Origin of the sequence: Pseudomonas peli (assembly GCF_900099645.1) — a bacterium.
GTDB classification, from domain to species: Bacteria; Pseudomonadota; Gammaproteobacteria; order Pseudomonadales; family Pseudomonadaceae; genus Aquipseudomonas; species Aquipseudomonas peli.
Map to the genome: position 1 here is coordinate 478,068 of NZ_FMTL01000002.1, position 22,337 is coordinate 500,404.

Genomic DNA, 22,337 nt, shown 5'->3' on the forward strand with positions numbered 1-22,337 from the left:
TACTCAATTTTCGGGAAGGCTGGCAAGCAGCAGACGCTGCACATTGCCGCCCATGATGGCGGTGATGTCCGCCTGGCTGAAGCCGGCCTTGAGCAGGCCTTCGGTCAGTTGCGGCAAGCCCGTTACATCAAACGGTGCATGGATGGTGCCGTTGAAATCCGAGCCCAGTGCCACGTGCTGCACGCCAATCAAGTCTGCGGTATAGCGCATTGCCTTGACGATGGCCTCGACCGAAGTAGCGCAGACGGCTGCATCCCAGTAACCGATACCGATGACCCCGCCGGTGGCGGCGATGGCTTTCAGGTGTTTGTCGCTGAGGTTGCGCGGGCCTTTGCAGGTGCCTTCAACGCCTGTGTGGGAAACCAGTACCGGGCGCGTGCTGATAGCCAGTACATCATCGATCAGCGGGCGCGAGGCGTGGGCCAGGTCGATCAGCATGGCTTTTTCTTCCAGGCGTTTGATCACCTGGCGGCCCAGCGGGGTCAGGCCGCCTTTTTCCAGACCGTGGGCCGAACCGCCGATTTCGTTATCGAAGAAGTGGGTCAGGCCGGTGATGCGAAAGCCGGCGTCATAGAGTGCGTCAACGTTCTCCAGTTTGCCTTCAAGCGGCTGCAAACCCTCGGTGGCGAGAATTGCTGCTACGCGCTGTGGGTCTTTTTGCCAGGCGCTGACAAAACTGGCGAGGTCGCCGCGGCTCTTGATCATGATCAGGCGACCGTCGCTGTTGGCGCTGGCCTCATTGAGCTTGTGCGCCTGGTATAGCGCACGTTGCAGCAGGCTGTTCCAGGTTTCCTTGGGCCAGCGCTGGGCCATGGCCAACAGGGTGATGTTGTCGGTCTCGCCGCTATTGCTTTCATAGTTGATGCCGCGCGGCGTCTTGGTCACGGTGGAGAACACCTGCAGGCCAACACGGCCTTCGAGCATGCGTGGCAGGTCGGAGTGGCCGAAGTCATAGCGCTTGAGCAGGTCACGTTCCCACAGCAGCACGTCGTCATGCAGGTCGGCGATAAACAGCTGTTGATGCAGCTGCGTGGCCGCTTCGCTGGCTGGATAAGGCGCGGGGGATTCGACGCTGTTCATCTTGCGGTCAAGCAAGGAGGGCAGGGCAAACACACTGCCCGCAGCGATCAACAGGATTATCAGCAGGGTGATCAGAATCTTGCGCATATTAAGGTGCCATCCGGGCGTTGTTGTTATGCGCAGCACTCTAGCAAGAGTGAGTAAGAAATGTGATGGGGTGGGCCTGCCGTTGTGGGGGATTAGCCGCAGAGGCAGTCGCGGCCTTTCTGCTTGGCTTGATACAGCGCGCTGTCGGCGCGGGCGATCAGGCCCTGCAGGCTGTCTTTGGACTGCATCTGTGCCAGGCCGATGGACACAGTCACCCCTGGCAGCACGCCAATCGGCGAATGAAACGAGCTGACGTGGTGCAGCGCCAGGCGCAGCCGTTCGCCAATGCTGCGGGCTTCCTCGGTGCCGATTTCCGGCAGCAGAATGACGAATTCTTCGCCGCCGAAGCGGGTCAGGCTGTCTTTAGGTCGCAGCTGGTTGCGCAGGGTGTTGGCCACCAGGCACAGGGCATAGTCGCCGGCGAGATGGCCATGTTTGTCGTTGTAGGCTTTGAAGTGGTCGACATCCAGCATCAGCATGCACAGCGGTTTGCCATTGAAGGCGCTGCGGGTGCTTTCGCGCTCAAAGATATGCTCCAGCCAGCGGCGGTTATAGGCACCGGTAAGGGCGTCGATATTGGCCGTTTGCTCGCTGTCGAGAATAATCCGGTTGCCTTTGCGCACACGGTCGCAGAGCAGCTCGAGCATGTTCTGCATCAATTCGGGGGATTGCTGGAACAGGTTGAACAGCGACTCACGGTGCAAGCGCAGTGCTTGGCTAGGTTCGGTTGCCACCACATAGGCGGACGGGTGTTCGTTGTCGATAAAGCTGATTTCCCCCGCGCAGTCGCCGACTTTCAGGGTGCTGACGGCCTGGCTGTCGAGTGAGCCGAGGTACACCTTGAGCTGGCCCTTGAGCAGCAGGTAGAGGTACTGGTTGCGGTTGAAGGGGGATAACAACACTTCCCCTGCATCCAGGTCGCAGGCGCGGAATTCTTTAAGCAGCTGATTAATGCCGCTGGCGGCGACGTTATTGAACAGTCGCAAGTGGCGAATTTGCTGCAGATCAGCCTGCCATTTGGCGTTTTTCATTGGGGCGGCAGGTGTGGCTGTAGGCTATGAATAGTGGGCATCGCTAACGCTCCCTGCATTAAGGGCGAACACCATGCCTGAACATATTCCGCTGCCTGTGGCCTGACAATCCTTGTCAGACGCACGGGCGACCAGCGGTATTGAAGTTGAATGGTTTATCACAATTCTGGCGTGTTCCTTGCGCCAGTGATTGTTTACTCGGTGAGGTGCAGTTCTATCGCAACGGCAAAGCCCGCCAGTCGTTGGCTCACTGCATCGGCCAGTGCGGCCTGGTCGGCGGGTATATAGATGTGGGCAATCTGGCCGCGTTTGTCGTCACTCAAGACCTCCACGCGCAGACGGGCATCTATTTCTGCCAGTGCCGACTGATAAACGCGGGCAATCGCATCGAAGCGCAGCGCCGGTTTGAAGGTTTTACCCACCGCGGTCAGCGGTATGGTGTCAATGATCCAGGCATCCTTGGGGATCGCCGCGCGTTCGTGAATGTGTTCGGCTGCATGGGCCAACAGTTCGGCTTCGCTGACCTCAGCGCCGGGTTTGAGTTGCACGTAGACCACCGGCAGTTCGCCGGCCTTTTCGTCAGGCTTACCGACCGCTGCAGCCATGGCCACGGCGGGGTGTTTGTGCAGCGCTTCTTCAATCATCTGTGGGTCGATATTGTGGCCGCCACGGATGATCAGATCCTTGCTGCGCCCGGTGAGCCAGATGTAACCATCAGCATCCACGCGGCCGAGGTCGCCGGTGTTGAACCAGTCGCCGTCGACCCAGATGCCGGTGTTCTTGCTGCTCTGCAGGTAACCCTTGAACACCGTGGCGCCACGGATGCACAGGTTGCCAATTTCATTGCGGTTGGCCTCCCTTAGATAGTTGCCCAGTTCGTCGAGCACCTTGATGCTCACTTCGCAGTAAGGCATTGGCAGGCCGATGGAGCCGGGGCGACGCTCGCCAGCAGGTGGGTTGGCGCAGCTGCCGCAGGTGCCTTCGGTGAGGCCATAGCCTTCGATCAGGGTCAGCCCAGTTTTGCTTTCGAACTGGCGAATCAGCTCAACGGGCATCGGTGCCGCGCCGCATAGGGCGTATTTGAGTGAGCTGAGATCATGGCCTTCGCTCGGCACCTGCAGCAGGCCGGCGTAGATGGTTGGTACGCCGCTAAAGAAGCTGACGTTATGGCGTTCGATGATCGTCCAGAAATTGCTGATCAGGTTGGCGTTGCGGTACCCCTGCGGCGTAGCCAGCAGCACTTCGGCGCCGCCGATAAAAGCAGTCAGACCTGTAACAATCACCCCGTTGACGTGAAACAGCGGCAGGCCGCAAAGGGTGACATCGCCCGGCTCGAAGCGGGTAACCAAGTTCATGCTGAACGCCATGGCCACTTCGTTTCCATGGCTGTGCGGTGCGAGCTTCGGCGTACCAGTGGTGCCGCCGGTGTGGAAGTAGCTGGCAATGTCGTCTGGCGCGATTACGCGGCCGCTTTCCAGGTGGTCGTCTGGGCAGGCCGCGATCAGCTCATCAAAGTCCAGTACGCCTTCTGGCAGCGACCCGCGCTGCGCTTTGATCGCACTACGCTGCGGCTCCGGCAGCAGATTGGCCATGTCCACGCAGATAATCGCCTTGAGCGCAGGCAGTTGCTCGCGCAGGCCTTCGGCCTTCGCCCATAGGTCGGTGCCGGGGAAGGGCGCCAGGGTCACCAGCAGCTCTGAGTCCGAGGCCTGGATCAGCTCGGCGATATGTTCCGGGTCGAGCAGCGGGTTGATCGCATTGACGATCCCTGCCGCTTCGCCGCCCCAAATGGTGAAGTGGGTGTGCGGCAGGTTGGGCAACAGAAACGACACCGCCTTGCCCGGACGTAAGCCCAGGCGGTGGAAGGCGTTGGCGGTCTGGGTGATCTTGCCCAGCAGCTGCCTGTAACTGAGGCGGTAAGCCGCCTCGTTTGCTGTGCCTTGGAGGATGAACGAGAGCGCCGGTGCATCTGCTTGCTGCGCTGCACTGCGGCAGATCAGCTCATACGTGCTGGCCGGCAGGTCGCGTTCGGCCAGCGGTGTTTGCTCGATCAGCTGGATATCACGCAGGGTCTTGATCGCAGGTATGGCAGGCATAGGTGGTCTCGCTCGCAGGCAGTCAACTGGTAAACCGTTGCTCCAGCCAGTCGGCGATGTCGCGGATTTCCTCATTCACCACTTCGTGGCCCATCGGGTAATCACGCCATTGCACGCTGACTCCGGATGCAATCAGGTAGTCATGGGCTGCACGGCCCATGGCCGGCAGTACGATGTCGTCGAATGTGCCATGCAAACACAGGACCGGCAGTTGTCTTTTTGTATCTGCAAGGACGACCTCGTCGCTGAATGTAGGGGCGTAGGTTGACAGTGCAATTACGCCGCCGAGCGCAAACTGCCAGCGTAGGAAGGCAGTGTGCAGCACCACCGCGCCGCCCTGGGAGAAGCCGGCGAGGACGATGCGGGCCGGGTCGATACCGCTGTCACGCTGCGCTTCGATTAGTTCGATCACCTGTTGCGCCGAGGCTTCCAGCTGTTCGCGGTTAATCGCGCGGGCCGGGCTCATGGCCAGGATGTCGTACCAGCTGGGCATGGCGTAGCCGCCGTTGATGGTTACCGCCTGAGTCGGTGCTTGCGGCAACACGAAGCGGGTGCTGTGCAGGCGCTTCTGCAGCATCTCGGCAACCGGCATAAAGTCATAACGGTCGGCACCTAGGCCGTGCAACCAAATGACGCACGCATCGGCGGCAAGTGTGGGCTGAAGAATCAAGGGTTCACTCATTTGAGGCTCCGCTGTGGTGCATGCGCGCTGATTTAGTGCGCGGGAAAATTTAGGGGGTGGCGATTCTAGAAAGAAGTTGTCGCCAGGGTGCAAGTTTTGCTCTTGACCTGTCCGTATGGTGCTCAAAGCGCGGCGCTGGTACGGGCCTTGCTATACACCTTAGGGACTGATGACGTGGCCGGGCCGTGGTAACACTGCCACCAAACCGGGCACGGAGCAGACTGAAATGCCGTTAACGGCGCTTCACAGGTTCGCCAGGTGCTGCATGCTGTGCGACAAGTCACTTGCTATCTGTCTCTAGCCCATTCAAATAATGGGCGGGTGAGAGTTTATGGCCGCTGGAGCAATCGGCAACTAAACTCGCGCTAAGGTTTGATCCCCGGTTGAGTGTGTTGCTGCCGACACAGTCAACGAGCCCCATAAGGGTACGGTGGTAGAACCGAGACTCCAAACACAACAAAAGCAACTGGAGGTTTTAATGAAGATGGTGAAATCCACATTGGCAGTACTGACCACCGCCGCTGTTCTCGGTGTCAGCAGTTTTGCTCAAGCAGGCGCTACTCTGGATGCGATCCAGAAGAAAGGTTTCGTACAGTGCGGTATCAGCGATGGTCTGCCTGGCTTCTCCTACGCCGATGAGAAGGGTAACTACCTGGGTCTCGACGTTGACGTATGCCGCGCAGTTGCTGCTGCGGTATTTGGTGACGCGACTAAGGTCAAGTACAGCCCGCTGACCGCCAAAGAGCGCTTCACCGCGCTGCAGTCCGGCGAAGTCGACATCCTCTCGCGTAACACCACCTGGACCAGCTCGCGTGATTCGGGCCTGGGTCTGAACTTTGCCGGCGTTAACTACTACGACGGTCAAGGCTTCCTGGTTAACAAGAAACTTGGCGTTTCCAGCGCTAAAGAACTCGATGGCGCAACTGTCTGCATCCAGGCAGGTACCACCACCGAGCTGAACCTCTCCGACTACTTCCGTGCCAATGGCCTGAAGTACACCCCGATCACTTACGACACCTCCGACGAGAGCGCCAAATCGGTTGAAGCTGGCCGTTGCGACGTGCTGACCTCCGACCAATCGCAGCTGTACGCACAGCGCATCAAGCTGGCTGACCCGGATTCTTACGTGGTACTGCCGGAAGTGATCTCGAAAGAGCCACTGGGCCCGGTCGTGCGCCAGGGTGACGAAGAGTGGTTCGACATCGTGCGCTGGTCGCTCTACGCGATGGTTAACGCTGAAGAGTTGGGTGTGACTTCGGCCAACGTCGAAGAGCAAGCCAAATCCACCAAGAACCCCGACGTAGCACGTCTGCTCGGCGCTGAAGGTGAGTTCGGTAAAGATCTGAAACTGCCGAAAGACTGGGCTGTACAGATCGTCAAGCAAGTGGGCAACTACGGCGAAAGCTTCGAGCGCAACGTCGGTACCGGCAGCGAGCTGAAGATCGAACGTGGCCTCAACGCCCTGTGGAACAAAGGTGGTCTGCAGTACGCACCGCCGGTGCGCTGACCATCCGCTGCCAGTCACTCGTCCTGAGTGGCTGGCATTGTTCTGATTGATGTGAACCTCATGCCCGCTAATGCGGGCATGAGAGTTCCAAGAGGGCTCCTATGCAAACCACTGCAAATGTCCCGCGCCCCGGTGGATCGGTTTGGACCGACCCCAAGGCGCGTGCTTGGCTATTTCAAATTCTTGCCGTTATCGCCGTTGTGGCGCTCGGCTGGTTTCTGTTTGACAACACCCAGACCAACCTGGAAAAACGCGGGATTACGTCCGGGTTTTCCTTTCTCAATAACAGCGCCGGTTTCGGTATTGCCCAGCACCTGATCGACTACGACGAAAGCAACTCCTATGGGCGTGTTTTCGTGGTGGGCCTGCTCAACACCTTGTTGGTGTCGGTGATTGGTATTGTTCTGGCGACGCTGTTGGGTTTTTTGCTGGGTGTGGCACGTCTGTCGCCGAACTGGTTGATCAGCAAGCTGGCCACGGTATACATCGAGACGTTCCGTAATATCCCGCCGTTGCTGCAAATCTTCTTCTGGTACTTCGCTGTCATGCTCTCCCTGCCAGGACCGCGGCAGAGCATGGGCGTTGGTGAAGCGTTCTTCCTCAACAGCCGCGGCCTGTATATGCCGGCCCCAAGCCCGACCGACAGCTTTGGCTTGTTTGCCGGTGCGGTGGTTGTGGCGATCATTGGTGTGGTGCTGCTGTCGCGCTGGTCGAAGGCGCGCTTTGAGGCCACTGGCCAGCTGTTTCCGGTGTCGCTGGGGGCAATACCGCTGCTGATCGGCCTGCCGGGTCTGGCGATTTTGCTGGGCGGCAACCCGTTGCAGTGGAGTGTGCCGGAGCTGACGGGCTTCAACTTCCGTGGCGGCTGGGTGCTGATTCCTGAGCTGATGGCGTTGACCTTGGCGTTGACCATCTACACCGCTGCCTTTATCGCCGAGAACGTACGTTCCGGGATCATGGCCGTCAACCACGGGCAGACCGAAGCGGCGCGCTCTCTGGGCCTGCCAGCGGGCAAGACCCTGCGCTTGGTGATTATTCCGCAGGCGCTGCGGGTGATCATTCCGCCGTTGACCAGCCAATACCTCAACCTGGCGAAAAACTCCTCACTGGCGGCCGGTATCGGTTATCCGGACATGGTCTCGCTGTTCGCCGGCACGGTACTCAACCAGACCGGGCAAGCGATCGAGGTGATCGCCATCACCATGAGTGTGTACCTGGCAATCAGTATCAGCATTTCCATGCTGATGAACTGGTACAACAAGCGCATTGCGCTGATCGAGCGGTAAGGAGCAGCCATGCAAACGCATACGTTCAAACCTGATCTACCGCCACCCGCGCTGAGCGTTGGTGTGGTGGGTTGGCTGCGCGCCAACCTGTTCTCCAGCTGGTTCAACACCCTGCTGACATTGTTTGCAGCCTATTTGGTCTGGCTGATGCTGCCACCGCTGATTCAGTGGGCGTTCATTGATGCAGACTGGACCGGTACCACCCGTGCCGACTGCACCAGTGGCGGCGCGTGCTGGGTGTTTGTGCAGCAGCGTTTCGGCCAGTTTATGTACGGTTTCTACCCGAGTGAGCTGCGCTGGCGCGTTGACCTGACCCTGTGGTTAGCGGTCATCGGTGCTGCACCGCTGTTCGTGCCGCAAATGCCGCGTAAGGCCATGTATGGCCTGGCTTTCCTGGTGGTTTACCCGCTGCTGGCCTTCTGGTTGCTGCACGGTGGTTTCTTCGGTCTGTCGACTGTGTCCACCAGCCAGTGGGGCGGTCTGATGCTCACGTTGGTGATTGCCGCTGTGGGTATTGCCGGCGCTTTGCCGCTGGGCATTTTGCTGGCGCTGGGACGGCGTTCGGACATGCCGGCGATCCGCGTGATCTGCGTGACCTTTATCGAGTTCTGGCGCGGTGTGCCGTTGATCACCGTGCTGTTTATGTCCTCGGTCATGTTGCCGCTGTTCCTGCCTGAGGGCCTGAGCTTCGACAAACTGATGCGTGCGTTGATCGGGGTGATCCTGTTCCAGTCGGCCTATATCGCCGAAGTGGTGCGCGGTGGCCTGCAGGCGATTCCAAAAGGTCAGTACGAGGCCGCTGCGGCCATGGGCCTGGGCTATTGGCGGATGATGGGCCTGGTGATTCTGCCGCAAGCCCTGAAGCTGGTTATTCCCGGCATCGTCAACACCTTTATTGCGCTGTTCAAGGACACCAGCCTGGTGATCATCATCGGCCTGTTCGACCTGCTCAACAGCATCAAGCAAGCCACCACCGATCCGGCTTGGCTGGGCATGGCCACTGAAGGCTATGTATTCGCCGCGCTGATTTTCTGGATTTTCTGTTTTGGTATGTCCCGCTACTCCCAGCATCTGGAGCGTAAGCTGGACACCGGCCACAAGCGTTAGGAGTGAGTTATGAGTGAAGCCAACAAGCAACCCAGCGCCGAACCGATGATCCTGCTGCAGGGCTTGAACAAGTGGTACGGCCAGTTCCATGTGCTCAAGGACATCAACCTGAGCGTGCAGCCGGGCGAGCGTATCGTGTTGTGCGGGCCTTCGGGCTCGGGCAAATCGACCACCATCCGCTGCATCAATCGGCTGGAAGAACACCAGCAAGGTCGTATCGTGGTTGATGGCACCGAGCTGACCCACGACCTCAAGCACATCGAAGCGGTGCGCCGCGAAGTCGGCATGGTGTTCCAGCACTTCAACCTGTTCCCGCACCTGACCGTGCTACAGAACTGCACCCTGGCGCCGATGTGGGTACGCAAGATGCCCAAGCGTCAGGCGGAAGAGATTGCCATGCACTTTCTTGAGCGCGTGCGCATTCCGGAGCAGGCCCACAAGTACCCAGGGCAACTTTCTGGCGGCCAGCAACAGCGTGTGGCGATTGCCCGTGCGCTGTGCATGAAGCCGAAGATCATGCTGTTCGACGAGCCGACCTCGGCCCTCGATCCGGAAATGGTCAAGGAAGTGCTGGATACCATGATCGGCCTGGCCGAAGACGGTATGACCATGCTCTGCGTAACCCACGAAATGGGCTTCGCCCGCACCGTGGCGAACCGGGTGATCTTTATGGACAAGGGTGAGATCGTGGAACAGAACGAGCCCAACGCCTTCTTCACCAATCCGCAGAACGAACGCACCAAACTGTTCCTCAGCCAGATCATTCACTGAGTTTCAGCCGCAATAAAAAAGGGAGCCTTCGGGCTCCCTTTTTTTGTTGCGCATGGTTTGTACGCGTAGAGTCTGTTTCGGATCTCGCGAGCTAGAGCAAAACAAGGCGCTACGTTAGTAACAGTCTGTAGCAGTTACTGCATTGCAACCCAGTTTGGTCGACGCGCAGCTGATCTGAGACGGGCTCTTATTTGCTCTCAGGCCATAGGCGCAATGGCTTGCCTTCGGCGGGCCACAGTCGCAGCTGCTCGGTGGCGGAAAAATCCCAGCGCTCTACCGTGCTCAGGCTAGCGAGAAAGCGCGCTTCCTGCTCCATCAAGGCTGGGGCGCACATCTTGCGGGTGCTGCCGGGGGCGCTGAAGCTCAGCTTGTCGCCCTCCAGGGTGTAGCTGGCAAACCAGTGGTTGCAGCCGGCGTTGCCATAGGCGCGGCCGTCGTCACCGAGGGTGATGGTCAGGTGGCTGCGGTCGATCAGTGGACGTTCGCCGATCCATTCCACCTGGTAGCTGTGCTCGGTTTCCAGCTGCGGTGCGGATGTGGCGCAGCCAATTAGGCCGGCAGCCAGCAGGCTGATAGTCAGTACGCGTTTCATATCACCTCCTTGTTGATGCATTTCGGGCACAGGTGCTTGGCATTTTTCGACTGCCAGCCCAGTTCTTTGATGCGCGCTTCGGCGGCAGGTGCCTGGGCCTTTTTGCCGAGGGCGGCGTCGACGGCGAACTCGAAGTCCAGCTGCGCATTGCAGCTGTCGCAGTTGGCCTGCCAATTGAAGATCGCCAGCTCCTTGAACGCCGGGCCGGTGGCCACCGCCACCCACTGGCCACGCGGGTTGATCAGATGACGAACCTTGTCGGCCTGCAGGCGCATCGACAATTCGCGGCTACCTTTGAGGGTCACCAGCAAGGTGTCGCCACTCTGGATCGAGCCGCCATTACCGGTGACCTGGTAACGGCCCGGTGCCAAAGCACGGCATTCAATCAGGGTGTGTTCGGGGTTGAGCAGGTTGTAGCGAAAATCGTGTTCAGCCATGGAGCCTCCAAATAGGCGCAAATGCTACCACGCAGCCGCTATTGGCTGCGTTGGCCTGCTGCTTCAGGCGTTGACTTCAGCTTCGCGGGCCAGCCGGTCGATGGCGGCATCCAGCTCATCCAGGGCGTGCTGGGCAGCCGGATCATTTTGTTTCAGCAGGGTTTCGCTGCGCTGGCAGGCGGCACGTAGCTGCGGTACGCCGCAGTAACGGGTAGCGCCGTGCAGGCGGTGAACGCGTTCGATCAGGCTGTTGCGCTCGCCACTGTCGCGCGCCTGACGAATGGCCTGGCGGTCGCCGGGCAGGCCGGCGAGCAGCATGCTCAGCATATCGGCGGCCAGGTCCGCCTTGCCGGCAGCCAGGCGCAGACCTTCGTCGGCATCCAGCACGCTGAGGTTGTTATGCGTGTTGCTGATGCCGGTGTGCTCATTGCTCTGGTTGCGCAGGGCCAGGCCTGTCCATTTGAGTACCACCTGGGCCAGTTGACGCTCGCTGATCGGCTTGGTCAGGTAGTCGTCCAGGCCGCTTTGCAGCAGGGCGCGTTTCTCGTTGGCCAGGGCGTGGGCGGTCAGCGCAACAATCGGCACCGGACTCCGGCCGCGTTGGCTTTCCTGTTGGCGAATGGCTTCGGTGGCCTGGCGGCCGTCCATGCCGGGCATCTGCACATCCATAAAGATCAGGTCGAATGGCTGTTCGGCAGCTTTCTCCACGGCCTCATAGCCGCTGTTGGCGATGCTGACTTGCGCGCCCATGTCGTCCAGCAGGGTTTGTACCAGCAGCAGGTTGGCTGGGTTATCGTCGACGCAGAGAATCAACGGCGGGCGACTCGGTGCGCTCTGCTTGTTTTCTGCACGGTTCTGCCGTGGGCTCACCAGCTCAGCCAGACCGCGCTGCAGCTTGCGCGTACAGGCCGGCTTGGCCTGCAGCTGGCTGTACGCATCCGGCAACAGGCTGTGATAGAGCGACTGTTCGGTGGTGGGGCACAGCAGTAGGGTTTTGCAGGCCAGGCGTTCGAGCTCCCAGATGCGTTGATCGAGGCGCTCCGGCGGCAAGGTCTGGGTACTCACGCCGAGTACCGCCAGTTCAATTGGCTGGGCACTATGTCGCGCCTCTGCGACGGCGCTGAGCAGGCTGTCGAGGTTGTCGAAGCCACTGACCTGCAGGCCGCAGTCTTCCAGTTGATGTTGCAGGGCCTGGCGTGCCAGGTCGTGGTGTTCCAGGGCGGCCGCGCGACGACCGAGCAGGGGTGGCCGCGGCAGGTCTTCGGCATCGTCACGGGCCTTGGGCAGGCTCAGAGTGATCCAGAATTCCGAGCCTTCCTCTGGGGTGCTGTCGACGCCGATTTCGCCGCCCATCTGTTCGATCAGGCGTTTGGATATCACCAGGCCCAGGCCGGTGCCGCCGGCCTGGCGGCTGAGCGAATTGTCGGCCTGGCTGAAGGCCTGGAACAGTTCGCGCAGGTCGTCATCAGACAGGCCAATGCCGGTGTCCTGCACGCTGATGCGCAGCTGCGCGCGGTCGGCGCTTTCATCTTCAAGCATGGCGCGAATCACGATGGTACCCGCACGGGTGAACTTGATCGCGTTGCTCACCAGGTTGGTCAGCACCTGCTTGAGCCGCAACGGGTCGCCTATCAGCGACAGCGGCGTGTCGCGGTAGACCAGGCTGAGCAGCTCCAGCTGTTTGGCGTGGGCGGCCGGGGCGAGGATGGTCAAGGTGTCCTGCAACAGATCGCGCAGGTTGAACGGGATATTTTCCAACACCAGCTTGCCGGCTTCGATCTTCGAGAAATCGAGAATCTCGTTAATGATCGCCAGCAGGCTGTCGGCGGATTTTTCGATGGTACCCAGGTAATCTTGCTGGCGCGGCGTCAGTTCGCTTTTCTGCAGCAGGTTGGTGAAACCGAGGATGCCGTTGAGCGGAGTACGGATCTCGTGGCTCATATTGGCGAGGAATTCGGATTTGATCCGGCTGGCCTCCAGGGCTTCTTTACGCGCCAGGTCGAGTTCGATGTTCTGGATTTCGATGGTCTCCAGGTTCTGCCGCACGTCTTCGGTGGCCTGGTCGACGCTGTGTTGCAATTCTTCCTGGGCGTTCTGCAGCGACTCGGCCATGCGGTTGATGCCAGAGGCCAGTTCGTCCAGCTCATGGCTGCCGAGTGGCGGCAGGCGGGTTTCCAGGTGGCCGTCCTTGAGCTGGGCGACGCTCTGTTTGATCTGTCGCAGCGGGTCGTTGATCGTGCGGCTCATGCGCACGGCCAACAGGGCGGTGACCATCAGCCCGGTGGCAATCAGCAGCAGGCTGGCCAGCAGGCTGCGGTAGCCGCTGAGCAGGGTGCTGTGGTGGGACAGCTCCAGCTCGACCCAGCCGAGCAGCCGGGTGTCAGGCTCCCCTGTGGTTTTGCCGGTGATGCTCAGGTGCTGCTGATACACCGGCAACAGAAAGCGCGTGGCGTTCTGATTGCTGTTCTGCGCGGGTTGCGGCTCGCCAGCTGCCGGCGAGGGATTAAGCATGCTCGGCCCGGCATGGGCCAGGATGTTGCGCTCGGCGGCGAGAAAACTCACGGCACGCACATCCGGTTGATCGAGTGCCTGGTTGGCAATGCGCTGCAGCACCTCGCTGTCGCCGGCATGCAGCGCTGGTGCGGCCAATGGCGCGAGCTGCTCGATGATCATCTGCCCGCGCTGCAGCAGTTGTCCCTGCAGGCCGGATAATTGCACCCAGGTGAAATAGCCGCCTAACACCAGCGCCAACAGGCTGGTGGGCAACAGGGTGAGCATGAGCACACGACCTTTAATGCCTAAATCCTTTAACACGCGCTGCCTCCTTGGGTGATGTTTTGGCAGTGTAGCGATTCAGCCGGCGAGAATCTGTAGGTGAGTGCGGCGTGGTTAGTAGGTAGAATTATTCTCATTTGAATCGGTGAATTGCTCGTGCTCACTTGTAACCTTCCAACCGCGCGGATTCTTGCGGTTGAAGATGATCCGCTGCTGGCCAGCCATCTGCAGCAGCATCTGCAGGACAGCGGTTACGGCGTCACCCTCAGTCGCGATGGCAGTGAAGGACTGCGACTGGCAGTCGAGGGTGACTTCGATTTAGTCCTGATGGACATCCTGCTGCCTGGCATCAGCGGCTTGCAGGTATTGCAGAACCTGCGTGAGCAGCGCGGCGTGCCGGTCATTCTGATGTCGGCATTGGGTGGCGAACAGGACCGGATTGCCGGTTTCAGCCAGGGTGCGGATGACTACCTACCCAAGCCCTTCAGTATGGATGAACTGAAAGTGCGCATCGAAGCGGTGCTGCGCCGGGTGGCGTATGAGCGGCGTGAATTCACTGCACCGGGGCTGGATCCACAGTTGCAGTTTGATGATTCCCGCACGGATGTGTGCCTGTGCGGGCAATGGGCTGATCTAACCCAGACTGAGTTTCGCCTGCTTGAGCTGTTTGTGCGCCACCCGGAAGGCTTGATGACCAAGGCCTTTCTCTACCAGCAGGTGCTGCGCCGCGCCTATTCACGGCACGACCGCAGCCTGGATATGCATATCAGTCATATCCGGCGCAAGTTGCTGGCTCTTGGCTACAGCGCCGGGCGCCTGGAGACCGTGTGGGGCAAAGGTTATCTGTTTACCCGCGAGGGCGTTTGAGCCATGCCGGGACGTCACTCGTTGTTCTGGCGGCTGGCTTTGCTGGTCATGGCTTTCTGCCTGCTGATCATCTGGGTTAGCTGGTCCTGGGGCGGGCGTATCGAGTTTCGCGGCTATCTGCTCAGTGAAGCGGCGCAGCAGCAACTGCTTGGCTATGCCGCTGAGGCTGAGCAGGTCTGGCGCAGTGCCGGTGCCGAAGGCGTCGAGCGCTGGCAGACGCAGATGCAGCAGCGCGAGTCAGTCTGGCTGGCGGTGCTTGGTCGCGATTTGCGCGCCCTCGGCACGCGGACCTTGAGCCTTGCAGAAACCGAGCGGCTTACGGCCATGCGCCATATCGACTGGCCGATGAGTAAGCGCGCCAGTGGCCTGCCGGTCATTGCCTTGCCGTTTCCGCAGCGACCACAGGATGGCCAACTGGTGATCGAGTTGCCGGAGCGTTTTCTGCCGCAGGGTTTTACCTGGCACGCCCAGTTGTTGGTGCACGGCCTGCTGCCCTGCGGGCTGGCGCTGCTGCTCTGTGCTTTGCTGTATCGCTTGCTGATTACCCCGTTGCAGCACCTGCGTGAGCAGGCCAACGCCCTGCGTGATGAGCAACTGAGTGTGCGCACGGCCAGTCAGATCAGTACCCGTCAGGATGAACTGGGCGAGCTGGGTCGCGCCTTCGACCATATGGCCGAGCGCCTGCAGGGCATGCTCAGCCTGCAGCGTCAGCTACTGCGCGATCTTTCCCATGAGCTGCGTACACCCTTGAGCCGTTTGCGGGTGGCCTGTGAGAGTGGCCTGGATGCCGAGCAACTGCGCCAGCGCCTGGAGCGAGAGGTCAACGGCATGCAGTGCCTGGTGGATGACACCCTGGAGTTAATCTGGCTGGGTACAGAGCGTCCGCAACCTGAGCTGGAACCGATCAGCCTGCCTTCGCTGTGGGCATTGCTGGCCGATGATGCCTGTTTTGAAAGTGGCTGGCCGCAGGCCCAGCTGCGTTGCCTGTTACCTGAGCACTGCTGCGTGCGCGGGCAGCTCAATGGCCTGGCGCAGGCGCTGGAAAACGGTTTGCGCAATGCCATTCGGCATTCCCCCCCTGGCGCAATGATCAGCCTGGATGGGCGCTTGGAGCAGGGCGATTGGCTGTTCTGGCTGGAGGATCAGGGTGGTGGCGTGGCGGCTACGCAGCTGGAGCAGATGTTCCTGCCGTTTATTCGTTTGTCAGCGGCTCGCCCCGGCGGTGATGGTTTTGGCCTGGGCCTGGCGATTGCCCGCAGCGCCATGCAGATGCAGGGCGGGGCGATGTGGGCCGAAAACACGGGTGAAGGTTTGCGCCTGAATTTCCGGCTGAAAAGTGTATAGATTGTAAATGAACTTTACTCGCAAATAAGAATGAGTAGCATCTGCGCCGTTCCCGTGTACCGGTCGGGCTGGCGTAGTGTGTGACTGCCTGCCCTTGAGCCTGGACGCGGACCATTCGCCACAGGAGAGGGTGTTCATGCAGTCGCGATTCAAGCTCAGTCATCTGTCATTGGCCATCGTTGCGGCCAGTCTTTCCCCCTGCACGCTGTTTGCCGCCGACGTGGTGGATGCCGAGGTCGATGCCCTGAGTGCAGCCGCCGAACCCACCAATGCGATCAAGCTCAAGGATGCTGTGGTCACCGCCAAGCAGGAGCTCAAGCAGGCGCCGGGTGTGTCGATCATTACCTCTGAAGACATCAAGAAGCGTCCGCCGGCCAATGACCTCTCCGATGTGATCCGCCGCGAGCCGGGGGTCAATCTAACTGGTAACAGCACCAGTGGCAGCCGTGGCAACAATCGCCAGATCGACCTGCGCGGCATGGGCCCGGAAAACACCCTGATTCTTATCGATGGCCGTCCCTCCAGCTCGCGTAACGCCGTGAGATACGGTTGGACCGGTGACCGTGACACCCGTGGCGAAACTAACTGGGTGCCGGCTGAAGAAGTCGAGCGCATCGAAATCCTCCGCGGCCCGGCCGCCGCACGCTATGGCTCTGGGGCCATGGGCGGGGTGGTGAATATCATCACCAAGCGGCCGACTGAAGAGTTGCGTGGTTCGGTCACCCTGTACGCGATCCAGCCGGAAGACGATGCCGAAGGGACCGGCCAGCGTGCCAACTTCAACCTCAGCGGTGCGCTGAACGACAGTCTGGCCTTCCGCCTGTATGGCGGTGCCAACAAGACCAATGCCGATGATGCCGACATCAACGGTGAACACCAGGTGGGGGCCGATACTCTGGTGGCGGGTCGTGAAGGCGTGCGCAACAAGGACATCAGTGGCCTGCTCAGCTGGCAGCTTAACCCCGATCACAGCCTGGATCTGGAAGCCACCTACAGCCGTCAGGGCAACATCTACGCCGGCGACACCATGCTTAACGGTGGTGGCGCGTTCGTGAACCAGCTGTATGGCAAGGAAACCAACATCATCCAGCGCAGCAGCTACGCGCTAACCCATAACGGCAGTTACGACTGGGGCAGCTCCACCGCCTCGCTGGCTTATGACTACACCCGTAACGAGCGCCTCAATGAAGGCCTAGCCGGGGGCGGTGAGGGTGCGCCGGCGGAAGGTGCCGGAGTGTTCATGTCGCGCCTGCGCAACACCCGCGCCAATGCCGAAGTCAATTTGCCGCTGGAAGTCGGTGCGCCGCAGGTGCTGACCTTGGGCGGCGAATACCTCTATGAAAGCCTGAATGACCCAGGCTCCATGCGCGCGCAAACCTGGGACCCGGGTGTCGGCGGTGTGCCGGCGGTTCCTGGTTTTGACCGCAGCCAGACCAAGACCACCGCACACAGCTTTGCCCTGTTTGCCGAGGACAATATCGAGGTGGGTGATCGCACCATCGTTACCCCAGGGCTGCGCTATGACGACCATGAAGAGTTTGGCGGCAACTGGAGTCCGAGCCTCAATGCCTCCCATGAACTGACCGATGAGCTGACCCTCAAAGGCGGTATCGCCCGGGCCTACAAGACCCCCAACCTGTATCAGTCCAACCCCAACTACCTGCTCTATAGCATGGGTTTTGGCTGTAACGCGGCAGAAGCCAACACTGGCGGCTGCTACCTGATCGGTAATCCGGATCTGGAGCCGGAAACCAGCATCAACAAGGAAATCGGTCTGGCTCTGGATAAGGGGACATGGCGCACCAGTGCGACCTACTTCCGCAACGACTACAAGAACAAGATCGTTTCCAGCAACACGGCGGAGTTCCGCCTGGCGAACGGTCGTCGTGTGCAGAACTGGGAAAACTCCGGTAAAGCTGTCGTCGAAGGGGTTGAAGGCAACCTGTTCGTCACCCTTAGCCCGGCGCTGGAGTGGAACACCAACTTCACCTACATGATCGAGTCCAATGACAAGAACAGCGGCGAGCCGCTGAGCATCATCCCCGAGTACACCGTCAACACCAGCCTGGACTGGGCTGCCACCGAGAAGCTGTCGCTGCAGGTCAGTGGCACCTACTACGGCACCCAGGAGGCCCCGAGCTACAACGCTCGGCGCAACGTGGCGATCGACAGCCAGGCACAGAAGGACATCGATCCTTACGGCCTGATGGGCGTCAGCGCCGGCTATGCCTTCAATGAGCAGTACAGCGTGCGCATGGGGATCAACAACCTGTTCGACAAACGCATCTACCGCGAAGGCAACGCCACCGAAGCCGGGGCCAACACCTACAACGAAGCCGGGCGTGCCTACTTCGCCTCGGTCACCGCATCCTTCTAGGTCATCGTGCTCCTTACCCGTTGCTACGGCGGGTTTCGGCTCCGTCAGGCGTGTCCTGGCGGAGCCTTTTCAGTGCAGGAAAACGCTTAATGCAAGTGTGGAATCAGGGGTATCTGGCCGAGTTGCCCTATCCCCATCATGTGCAGCCGCAGTTGGCACCGAGTTGGCTGGTGGCGCTGCAGACGGCCCTCGGGCAACGCGCAAGCAGCCTGTTGTCGGGGTTTCGCTATTGCGAACTGGGTTGTGGGCAAGGCCTGAATAGCCTGTTGCTGGCCGCCAGCAATCCCGAGGGGCAGTTCGTGGCGGTGGATTTCAACCCCCAACATATCGCCCATGGCCGTCGACTGGCCGCGGCTGCGCAGTTGAGCAATATCGAGTTTGTGCAAGCCGATCTCACCGAGCTGCTCGCGCAACCGGGTGAGGGTTATGACTTTATCGTGGCCCATGGCGTGTACAGCTGGGTGGCACCCGCGCAGCGTGCGGCCATCCGTGGCTTTGTCGAGCAGCGCCTCAAAGCCAATGGGCTGCTGTGCCTGGGTTATATGTGTCAGCCCGGCATGGCGCCGTTGGCAGCGGCTCAGCGGTTTATCTGGCAGCACGCACAACACAGCGAAGGTTCACCGCCGCAGCGCGTGCGGGCAGCTCTGGACGCATTACAGGCCTTGCAACAAGGCGGCGCCGGCTATTTTGTCGAGCAGCCTGAGATGGCCCGGCTGCTGGCGCGCAGTGCCGAGCAGGGGCTGGATTATCTGGCTCATGAGCTGCTGTGTGAGCACTGGCAACCGTTGCCGGTGGCCGACGTCATGGCGGAGTTTGCCAGCCTTGGCTGTCAACTGATCGGCAGCGCCATTCCACTGGAAAACATCGATGCTTTGTCGTTGCCCGGTAACTGCCTGGCCGCGATTCAGGGCCTGACTGATCCGCTGCTGCGGGAAACCGCCAAGGACCTGGCGCGCAACCAGGCCCAGCGCAGTGACCTGTATCAGCGCGGCGATCAGGCCCTGTCGGCCATGGCGCATCAGCACGCCTTGTTGGACAGCTGCTGGGCACTGTTGGCCTCTGCGCCGGCACCGGGGGCGGTGGAATTTTCAACGCGCATCGGTTCGTTGCAGGGCGGTGCCGAGTTGTATCAGCCGCTGCTGCAGGCCCTTGGCGAGGGGCCGCAAAGTTTTGCCGAGCTGGCGCGGCGCCCCGCCTTGAAGGCGCAGGTTGGCCAGCTCAGCGGTGCCTTGCAGCTATTGATGTGGGCGGGCTATGCCCATCCGTTGCTGCACGCGCCGGTGGATGTCACGCGCTGTCAGGCACTCAACCGTCTGTTGGCCGAAGGGGCCTTGCAAGGTGAGGGCTACGCGCACCTGGCGGCACCGAGCCTGGGCGCGAGCGTGCCGGCAGACAAGCTGGAAATGGCGGCCACTCGCGTGTTGCTGGAGCATCCGCAGTTACGCGGCGTTTTACTGAGTGAAACCATTCAGGCCCTGCTGCGCCGCCACGGCGTAACGGTGGAACAGGCCGCCGAGCGCGTGCAGCGCTTCGAGCAATACACCTTGCCCAGTTGGCAAGTGCTGGGGGTAGTGCCATGAAGCGCTGCTGGTTGTGGTTGTTCTGTCTGTCCTGGCTGAACGTAGTGAACGCTGCGGATTATCCCGGTTACCAACGGCTTGAGCCGTTTCAGGTGCAGTCGGCAGATGCCCAGCGCAGCTATCAAGTGCAGCTGCTGGTACCGACGCGTGCAGCGCCGGCTAGCGGTTTCCCAGTGCTTTATCTGCTTGATGGTCATGCCGCGCTGGCGGCGCTGAAGGCGCAATGTCTGGACGAGCTGAAGGCGGGGACGCCGCCGCTGCTGGTGTTTATCGGGCATGCCGGTGAGCGGCCCTTCAATGTGCCGGCACGCACCCTCGATTACACCCCGGCACGTCGCGATGGTCAGCCGATGCAGGCCTTCAATGGCGTGCAGGGTGGCGGTGCCGCGGCCTTTCTGGCGTTGCTAGAGCAGCGCATCAAGCCGCAGGTGGCAGCGCAGCAACCGATTGATCCGGCGCAACAGGCGCTCTGGGGGCATTCGTTCGGCGGGCTGTTCGTGCTCAACACCCTGCTCACTCAGCCCGCGAGCTTTAGCCGCTATATCGCAGCCAGCCCGTCGCTGTGGTGGCAGTCCGGGCTGTTGCTGGAGACTGAACGTGACTTTGCCGGGGCCACTGCCCAGCTGTTGATCGTGCGCGGCAGTGATGAAGGCCTGCCTGGCAACGCCCGATCCGGAGTCGATCCGTCAGTGCTGGAGCAGCGGCGCAAGGCCATGGCTGCGGTTCCGGTTGATGCCGCGCGGCAGATGGCCGAACGCCTGGGGCGCTGGCCGGATATGCAGGTGACGTATGAGGAATTTGCCGGCTTGGGCCATGGGCCGATGTTGGCCGCGTCTTTGCGGCCAGCACTGCGGATGGCGGCTGGTTTGGCGCAGGAGGGAAGCGATGAGTAAGGCCGGAGAAACAACCCAGGCATGGCCGATCTGTTCACGGGTGTTGGCCGGGTTGCTGGGCGGCTATGTGTTCACCTACGCATTGACCGCTGCCCTGGCGCAGCTGTTGCCGCTGGACCGGGTGGATGCGCTGCTGATCGCCAGCTTGCTGTCATTCATCGTCTACACCCTGGTGATTCTCTGGGCGTTTGCCGCACGCAGCGCCTGGTGCGCTTGGGTGGTGGTGCCGGCCGCTGCGCCGCTGGCGCTGATCGGCTTCTGGCCACACCTGCTGGAGCGTCTGGCATGAAACAGACCCTGACCCAATCCATGGCCTGGCTGCACACCTGGGGTGGCCTGCTGTTCGGCTGGCTGCTGTTTGCCATCTTTCTCACCGGCAGCCTGGCGGTGTTCGACCAGGAGATTGATCACTGGATGCAGCCGGAGATCAAGCAGGCGTCGGTCAGCAACGCTCAGGCTGTCGAGCATGCCGTGGCCTATCTGCAACGCCAGCATGCCAATGCCAGCGCCTGGAACATCAGCCTGCCCAGCGAGCGCATGCCTGCCTTGCGGGTGACGGTGGGCGACCGACGCTCAGGCATCAGCACGTACTTGGACCCACTCACCGGTGAGCCCTTGGTGGTGCGCGACACGGCCGGCGGTACATTTTTCTTTCGTTTTCACTACAGCCTCAGCATGCCGCGCAACCCGGGTATCTGGATTGTCGGGTTAGCGGCGATGGCGATGCTGGTGGCGCTGATCAGCGGCATCATCATTCACAAGAAGTTCTTCAAGGAATTCTTCACTTTCCGCCCGAACAAGGCCCAGCGCTCCTGGCTGGATGCACACAATGCCAGTGCAGTGTTGCTGTTACCGTTTCACCTGATGATCACCTATACCGGCCTGTCGATCTTTGCCCTGATCTATATGCCGGCAGCGCTGGACAGCCTCTATAAAGGGGATTTTGAAACGTTCTACCGCGAACACATCGAGGTCATGGAGGAACCGCGTCAGGCGCAGACTCACCCGGCGCCGCTGACGCCGCTGACGCCGCTGGCCCCGCTATTGGCCCAGGCCGAAGCACGCATGGGGCCGCTGAGTGGTGTGGTGATCGAGCACCCCGGCCGCAGTGATGCGCATATCGAAATGCGCCGCGTGCTGGGTAACCGTATTGCCCTGACCAAAGGCCACAACATGGTGTTTGACGGTGTTACCGGTGAGCTGCTGGCCGGGCCGCCGGAGCTGCGCCCCAGTGTGCTGGCGCAACGGGTGATGTTTGGCCTGCACTTTGCGCAGTTCGGTGGCTACCCGATGCGCTGGCTGTACTTCGTTTGCGGCGTGCTCAGCAGCGCCATGATCGCCACCGGGCTGGTGCTGTTTACGGTGAAGCGGCGGCGTAAATACGCCAGCGAAAGTCGCTTGGGGCAACAGCTCTATCGCCTGGTCGAAAGCCTCAATGTGGCAGTGATCAGCGGCCTGGCTGTGGCCTGTATCGGTCTGCTGTGGCTCAACCGCCTATTGCCGGTTGAGCTGGCCCAGCGTGCCGGTTGGGAAGTACGCGGCTTCTTTGCAATCTGGCTGCTGAGCTTGCTGCACGCCTGGCTGCGCCCGCGCCTGCAGGCCTGGCGTGAGCAGCTGAGCCTGGCTGCGGTGCTGTGCCTGGGCTTACCGCTGCTCAGTGTAATCAGTGACGGCCAGGCCTGGGGCGACAGTATGCGCCTGTGGCTGGAGGTGACGGTGGTGGCACTGGGCCTGCTGCTGGCCTGGAGTGTCTGGCGTTTGCATCAGCCACAAGTGCAACACAGCGAGCGGCGGGTGCGGCACGCACAGGCGCAGGTGAATTGAG

At 60.9% G+C, this 22,337-nt stretch carries 18 protein-coding genes; 11 read left to right on the plus strand and 7 right to left on the minus strand.

All coding sequences use genetic code 11. The features are described 5' to 3' along the window. Nucleotides 1–3: 3 nt before the first annotated feature. From BLO50_RS11000 to BLO50_RS11015, 4 genes are all read right to left on the minus strand, one after another. Nucleotides 4–1,167 carry a dipeptidase gene (locus tag BLO50_RS11000; RefSeq protein WP_090252474.1) on the minus strand — a complete coding sequence of 388 codons (1,164 nt, stop codon included), beginning with the start codon at nt 1,165–1,167 and terminating at the stop codon, nt 4–6. Nucleotides 1,168–1,259: 92 nt separating this feature from the next. Further along, on the minus strand, nt 1,260–2,198 hold the full coding sequence (locus tag BLO50_RS11005; RefSeq protein WP_090252478.1) for a GGDEF domain-containing protein: 939 nt from the start codon (nt 2,196–2,198) through the stop codon (nt 1,260–1,262). A gap of 194 nt (nt 2,199–2,392) precedes the next feature. Further along, nucleotides 2,393–4,294, minus strand: coding sequence for an acyl-CoA synthetase (locus BLO50_RS11010; protein ID WP_090252480.1), 1,902 nt, complete (start codon nt 4,292–4,294; stop codon nt 2,393–2,395). 22 nt (nt 4,295–4,316) lie between these two features. After that, on the minus strand, nt 4,317–4,976 hold the full coding sequence (locus tag BLO50_RS11015; RefSeq protein WP_090252484.1) for an alpha/beta hydrolase: 660 nt from the start codon (nt 4,974–4,976) through the stop codon (nt 4,317–4,319). A 478-nt stretch (nt 4,977–5,454) separates the two neighbouring features. On the opposite strand from BLO50_RS11015, the gene BLO50_RS11020 reads away from it, so the two are divergent. The 4 genes from BLO50_RS11020 to BLO50_RS11035 all read left to right on the plus strand — a co-directional run bounded on the left by BLO50_RS11020 (nt 5,455) and on the right by BLO50_RS11035 (nt 9,647). Then, complete coding sequence (locus tag BLO50_RS11020) at nt 5,455–6,483, plus strand: amino acid ABC transporter substrate-binding protein (protein ID WP_090252487.1); 1,029 nt, start codon at nt 5,455–5,457, stop codon at nt 6,481–6,483. 101 nt (nt 6,484–6,584) lie between these two features. After that, entirely contained in the window at nt 6,585–7,769 is a 1,185-nt protein-coding gene (locus tag BLO50_RS11025; RefSeq protein WP_090252490.1) for an amino acid ABC transporter permease, read from the plus strand. Nucleotides 7,770–7,778: 9 nt separating this feature from the next. Further along, nucleotides 7,779–8,876 carry an amino acid ABC transporter permease gene (locus BLO50_RS11030; RefSeq protein WP_090252492.1) on the plus strand — a complete coding sequence of 366 codons (1,098 nt, stop codon included), beginning with the start codon at nt 7,779–7,781 and terminating at the stop codon, nt 8,874–8,876. Between the two features lie 9 nt (nt 8,877–8,885). Then, entirely contained in the window at nt 8,886–9,647 is a 762-nt protein-coding gene (locus BLO50_RS11035) for an amino acid ABC transporter ATP-binding protein (protein WP_090252495.1), read from the plus strand. 187 nt (nt 9,648–9,834) lie between these two features. Here BLO50_RS11035 and BLO50_RS11040 read toward each other — a convergent pair whose 3' ends face one another. The 3 genes from BLO50_RS11040 to BLO50_RS11050 all read right to left on the minus strand — a co-directional run bounded on the left by BLO50_RS11040 (nt 9,835) and on the right by BLO50_RS11050 (nt 13,490). After that, nucleotides 9,835–10,239, minus strand: coding sequence for an META domain-containing protein (locus tag BLO50_RS11040; protein ID WP_090252497.1), 405 nt, complete (start codon nt 10,237–10,239; stop codon nt 9,835–9,837). After that, on the minus strand, nt 10,236–10,676 hold the full coding sequence (locus BLO50_RS11045; protein ID WP_090252500.1) for a hypothetical protein: 441 nt from the start codon (nt 10,674–10,676) through the stop codon (nt 10,236–10,238). The genes BLO50_RS11040 and BLO50_RS11045 overlap by 4 nt, the downstream gene beginning before the upstream one ends. 63 nt (nt 10,677–10,739) lie before the next feature. Then, the gene (locus BLO50_RS11050; RefSeq protein WP_090252502.1) at nt 10,740–13,490 is read right to left on the minus strand and encodes an ATP-binding protein; all 2,751 of its coding nucleotides are present in this window, start codon (nt 13,488–13,490) and stop codon (nt 10,740–10,742) included. A 117-nt stretch (nt 13,491–13,607) separates the two neighbouring features. On the opposite strand from BLO50_RS11050, the gene BLO50_RS11055 reads away from it, so the two are divergent. From BLO50_RS11055 to BLO50_RS11085, 7 genes are all read left to right on the plus strand, one after another. Next, nucleotides 13,608–14,318 (plus strand): response regulator transcription factor, encoded by a 711-nt coding sequence (locus tag BLO50_RS11055; RefSeq protein ID WP_090254071.1) that lies wholly within the window; start codon nt 13,608–13,610, stop codon nt 14,316–14,318. Nucleotides 14,319–14,321: 3 nt separating this feature from the next. After that, nucleotides 14,322–15,662: a sensor histidine kinase gene (locus BLO50_RS11060; RefSeq protein ID WP_090252505.1), complete on the plus strand. Its 1,341-nt coding sequence runs from the start codon at nt 14,322–14,324 to the stop codon at nt 15,660–15,662. Between the two features lie 136 nt (nt 15,663–15,798). Continuing rightward, on the plus strand, nt 15,799–18,039 hold the full coding sequence (locus tag BLO50_RS11065; RefSeq protein WP_090252507.1) for a TonB-dependent siderophore receptor: 2,241 nt from the start codon (nt 15,799–15,801) through the stop codon (nt 18,037–18,039). 89 nt (nt 18,040–18,128) lie between these two features. Beyond that, entirely contained in the window at nt 18,129–19,619 is a 1,491-nt protein-coding gene (locus BLO50_RS11070; RefSeq protein WP_090252509.1) for a class I SAM-dependent methyltransferase, read from the plus strand. Then, on the plus strand, nt 19,616–20,512 hold the full coding sequence (locus BLO50_RS11075) for an alpha/beta hydrolase (RefSeq protein WP_090252512.1): 897 nt from the start codon (nt 19,616–19,618) through the stop codon (nt 20,510–20,512). The genes BLO50_RS11070 and BLO50_RS11075 overlap by 4 nt, the downstream gene beginning before the upstream one ends. Next, the gene (locus tag BLO50_RS11080) at nt 20,505–20,801 is read left to right on the plus strand and encodes an iron transporter (protein ID WP_090252514.1); all 297 of its coding nucleotides are present in this window, start codon (nt 20,505–20,507) and stop codon (nt 20,799–20,801) included. The genes BLO50_RS11075 and BLO50_RS11080 overlap by 8 nt, the downstream gene beginning before the upstream one ends. Beyond that, complete coding sequence (locus BLO50_RS11085) at nt 20,798–22,336, plus strand: PepSY-associated TM helix domain-containing protein (RefSeq protein WP_090252516.1); 1,539 nt, start codon at nt 20,798–20,800, stop codon at nt 22,334–22,336. Before BLO50_RS11080 ends, BLO50_RS11085 begins: the two co-directional genes overlap by 4 nt. Nucleotide 22,337 lies beyond the last annotated feature (1 nt).

Bases quoted from the DNA above. Each gene is read 5' to 3' on its own strand.
- BLO50_RS11040 (WP_090252497.1), bottom strand. From the start codon at position 10,239: ATGAAACGCGTACTGACTATCAGCCTGCTGGCTGCCGGCCTAATTGGC.
- BLO50_RS11035 (WP_090252495.1), top strand. From the start codon at position 8,886: ATGAGTGAAGCCAACAAGCAACCCAGCGCCGAACCGATGATCCTGCTG.
- BLO50_RS11015 (WP_090252484.1), bottom strand. From the start codon at position 4,976: ATGAGTGAACCCTTGATTCTTCAGCCCACACTTGCCGCCGATGCGTGC.
- BLO50_RS11025 (WP_090252490.1), top strand. From the start codon at position 6,585: ATGCAAACCACTGCAAATGTCCCGCGCCCCGGTGGATCGGTTTGGACC.
- BLO50_RS11010 (WP_090252480.1), bottom strand. From the start codon at position 4,294: ATGCCTGCCATACCTGCGATCAAGACCCTGCGTGATATCCAGCTGATC.
- BLO50_RS11070 (WP_090252509.1), top strand. From the start codon at position 18,129: ATGCAAGTGTGGAATCAGGGGTATCTGGCCGAGTTGCCCTATCCCCAT.
- BLO50_RS11075 (WP_090252512.1), top strand. From the start codon at position 19,616: ATGAAGCGCTGCTGGTTGTGGTTGTTCTGTCTGTCCTGGCTGAACGTA.
- BLO50_RS11085 (WP_090252516.1), top strand. From the start codon at position 20,798: ATGAAACAGACCCTGACCCAATCCATGGCCTGGCTGCACACCTGGGGT.
- BLO50_RS11045 (WP_090252500.1), bottom strand. From the start codon at position 10,676: ATGGCTGAACACGATTTTCGCTACAACCTGCTCAACCCCGAACACACC.
- BLO50_RS11065 (WP_090252507.1), top strand. From the start codon at position 15,799: ATGCAGTCGCGATTCAAGCTCAGTCATCTGTCATTGGCCATCGTTGCG.
- BLO50_RS11020 (WP_090252487.1), top strand. From the start codon at position 5,455: ATGAAGATGGTGAAATCCACATTGGCAGTACTGACCACCGCCGCTGTT.
- BLO50_RS11000 (WP_090252474.1), bottom strand. From the start codon at position 1,167: ATGCGCAAGATTCTGATCACCCTGCTGATAATCCTGTTGATCGCTGCG.
- BLO50_RS11080 (WP_090252514.1), top strand. From the start codon at position 20,505: ATGAGTAAGGCCGGAGAAACAACCCAGGCATGGCCGATCTGTTCACGG.
- BLO50_RS11005 (WP_090252478.1), bottom strand. From the start codon at position 2,198: ATGAAAAACGCCAAATGGCAGGCTGATCTGCAGCAAATTCGCCACTTG.
- BLO50_RS11060 (WP_090252505.1), top strand. From the start codon at position 14,322: ATGCCGGGACGTCACTCGTTGTTCTGGCGGCTGGCTTTGCTGGTCATG.
- BLO50_RS11030 (WP_090252492.1), top strand. From the start codon at position 7,779: ATGCAAACGCATACGTTCAAACCTGATCTACCGCCACCCGCGCTGAGC.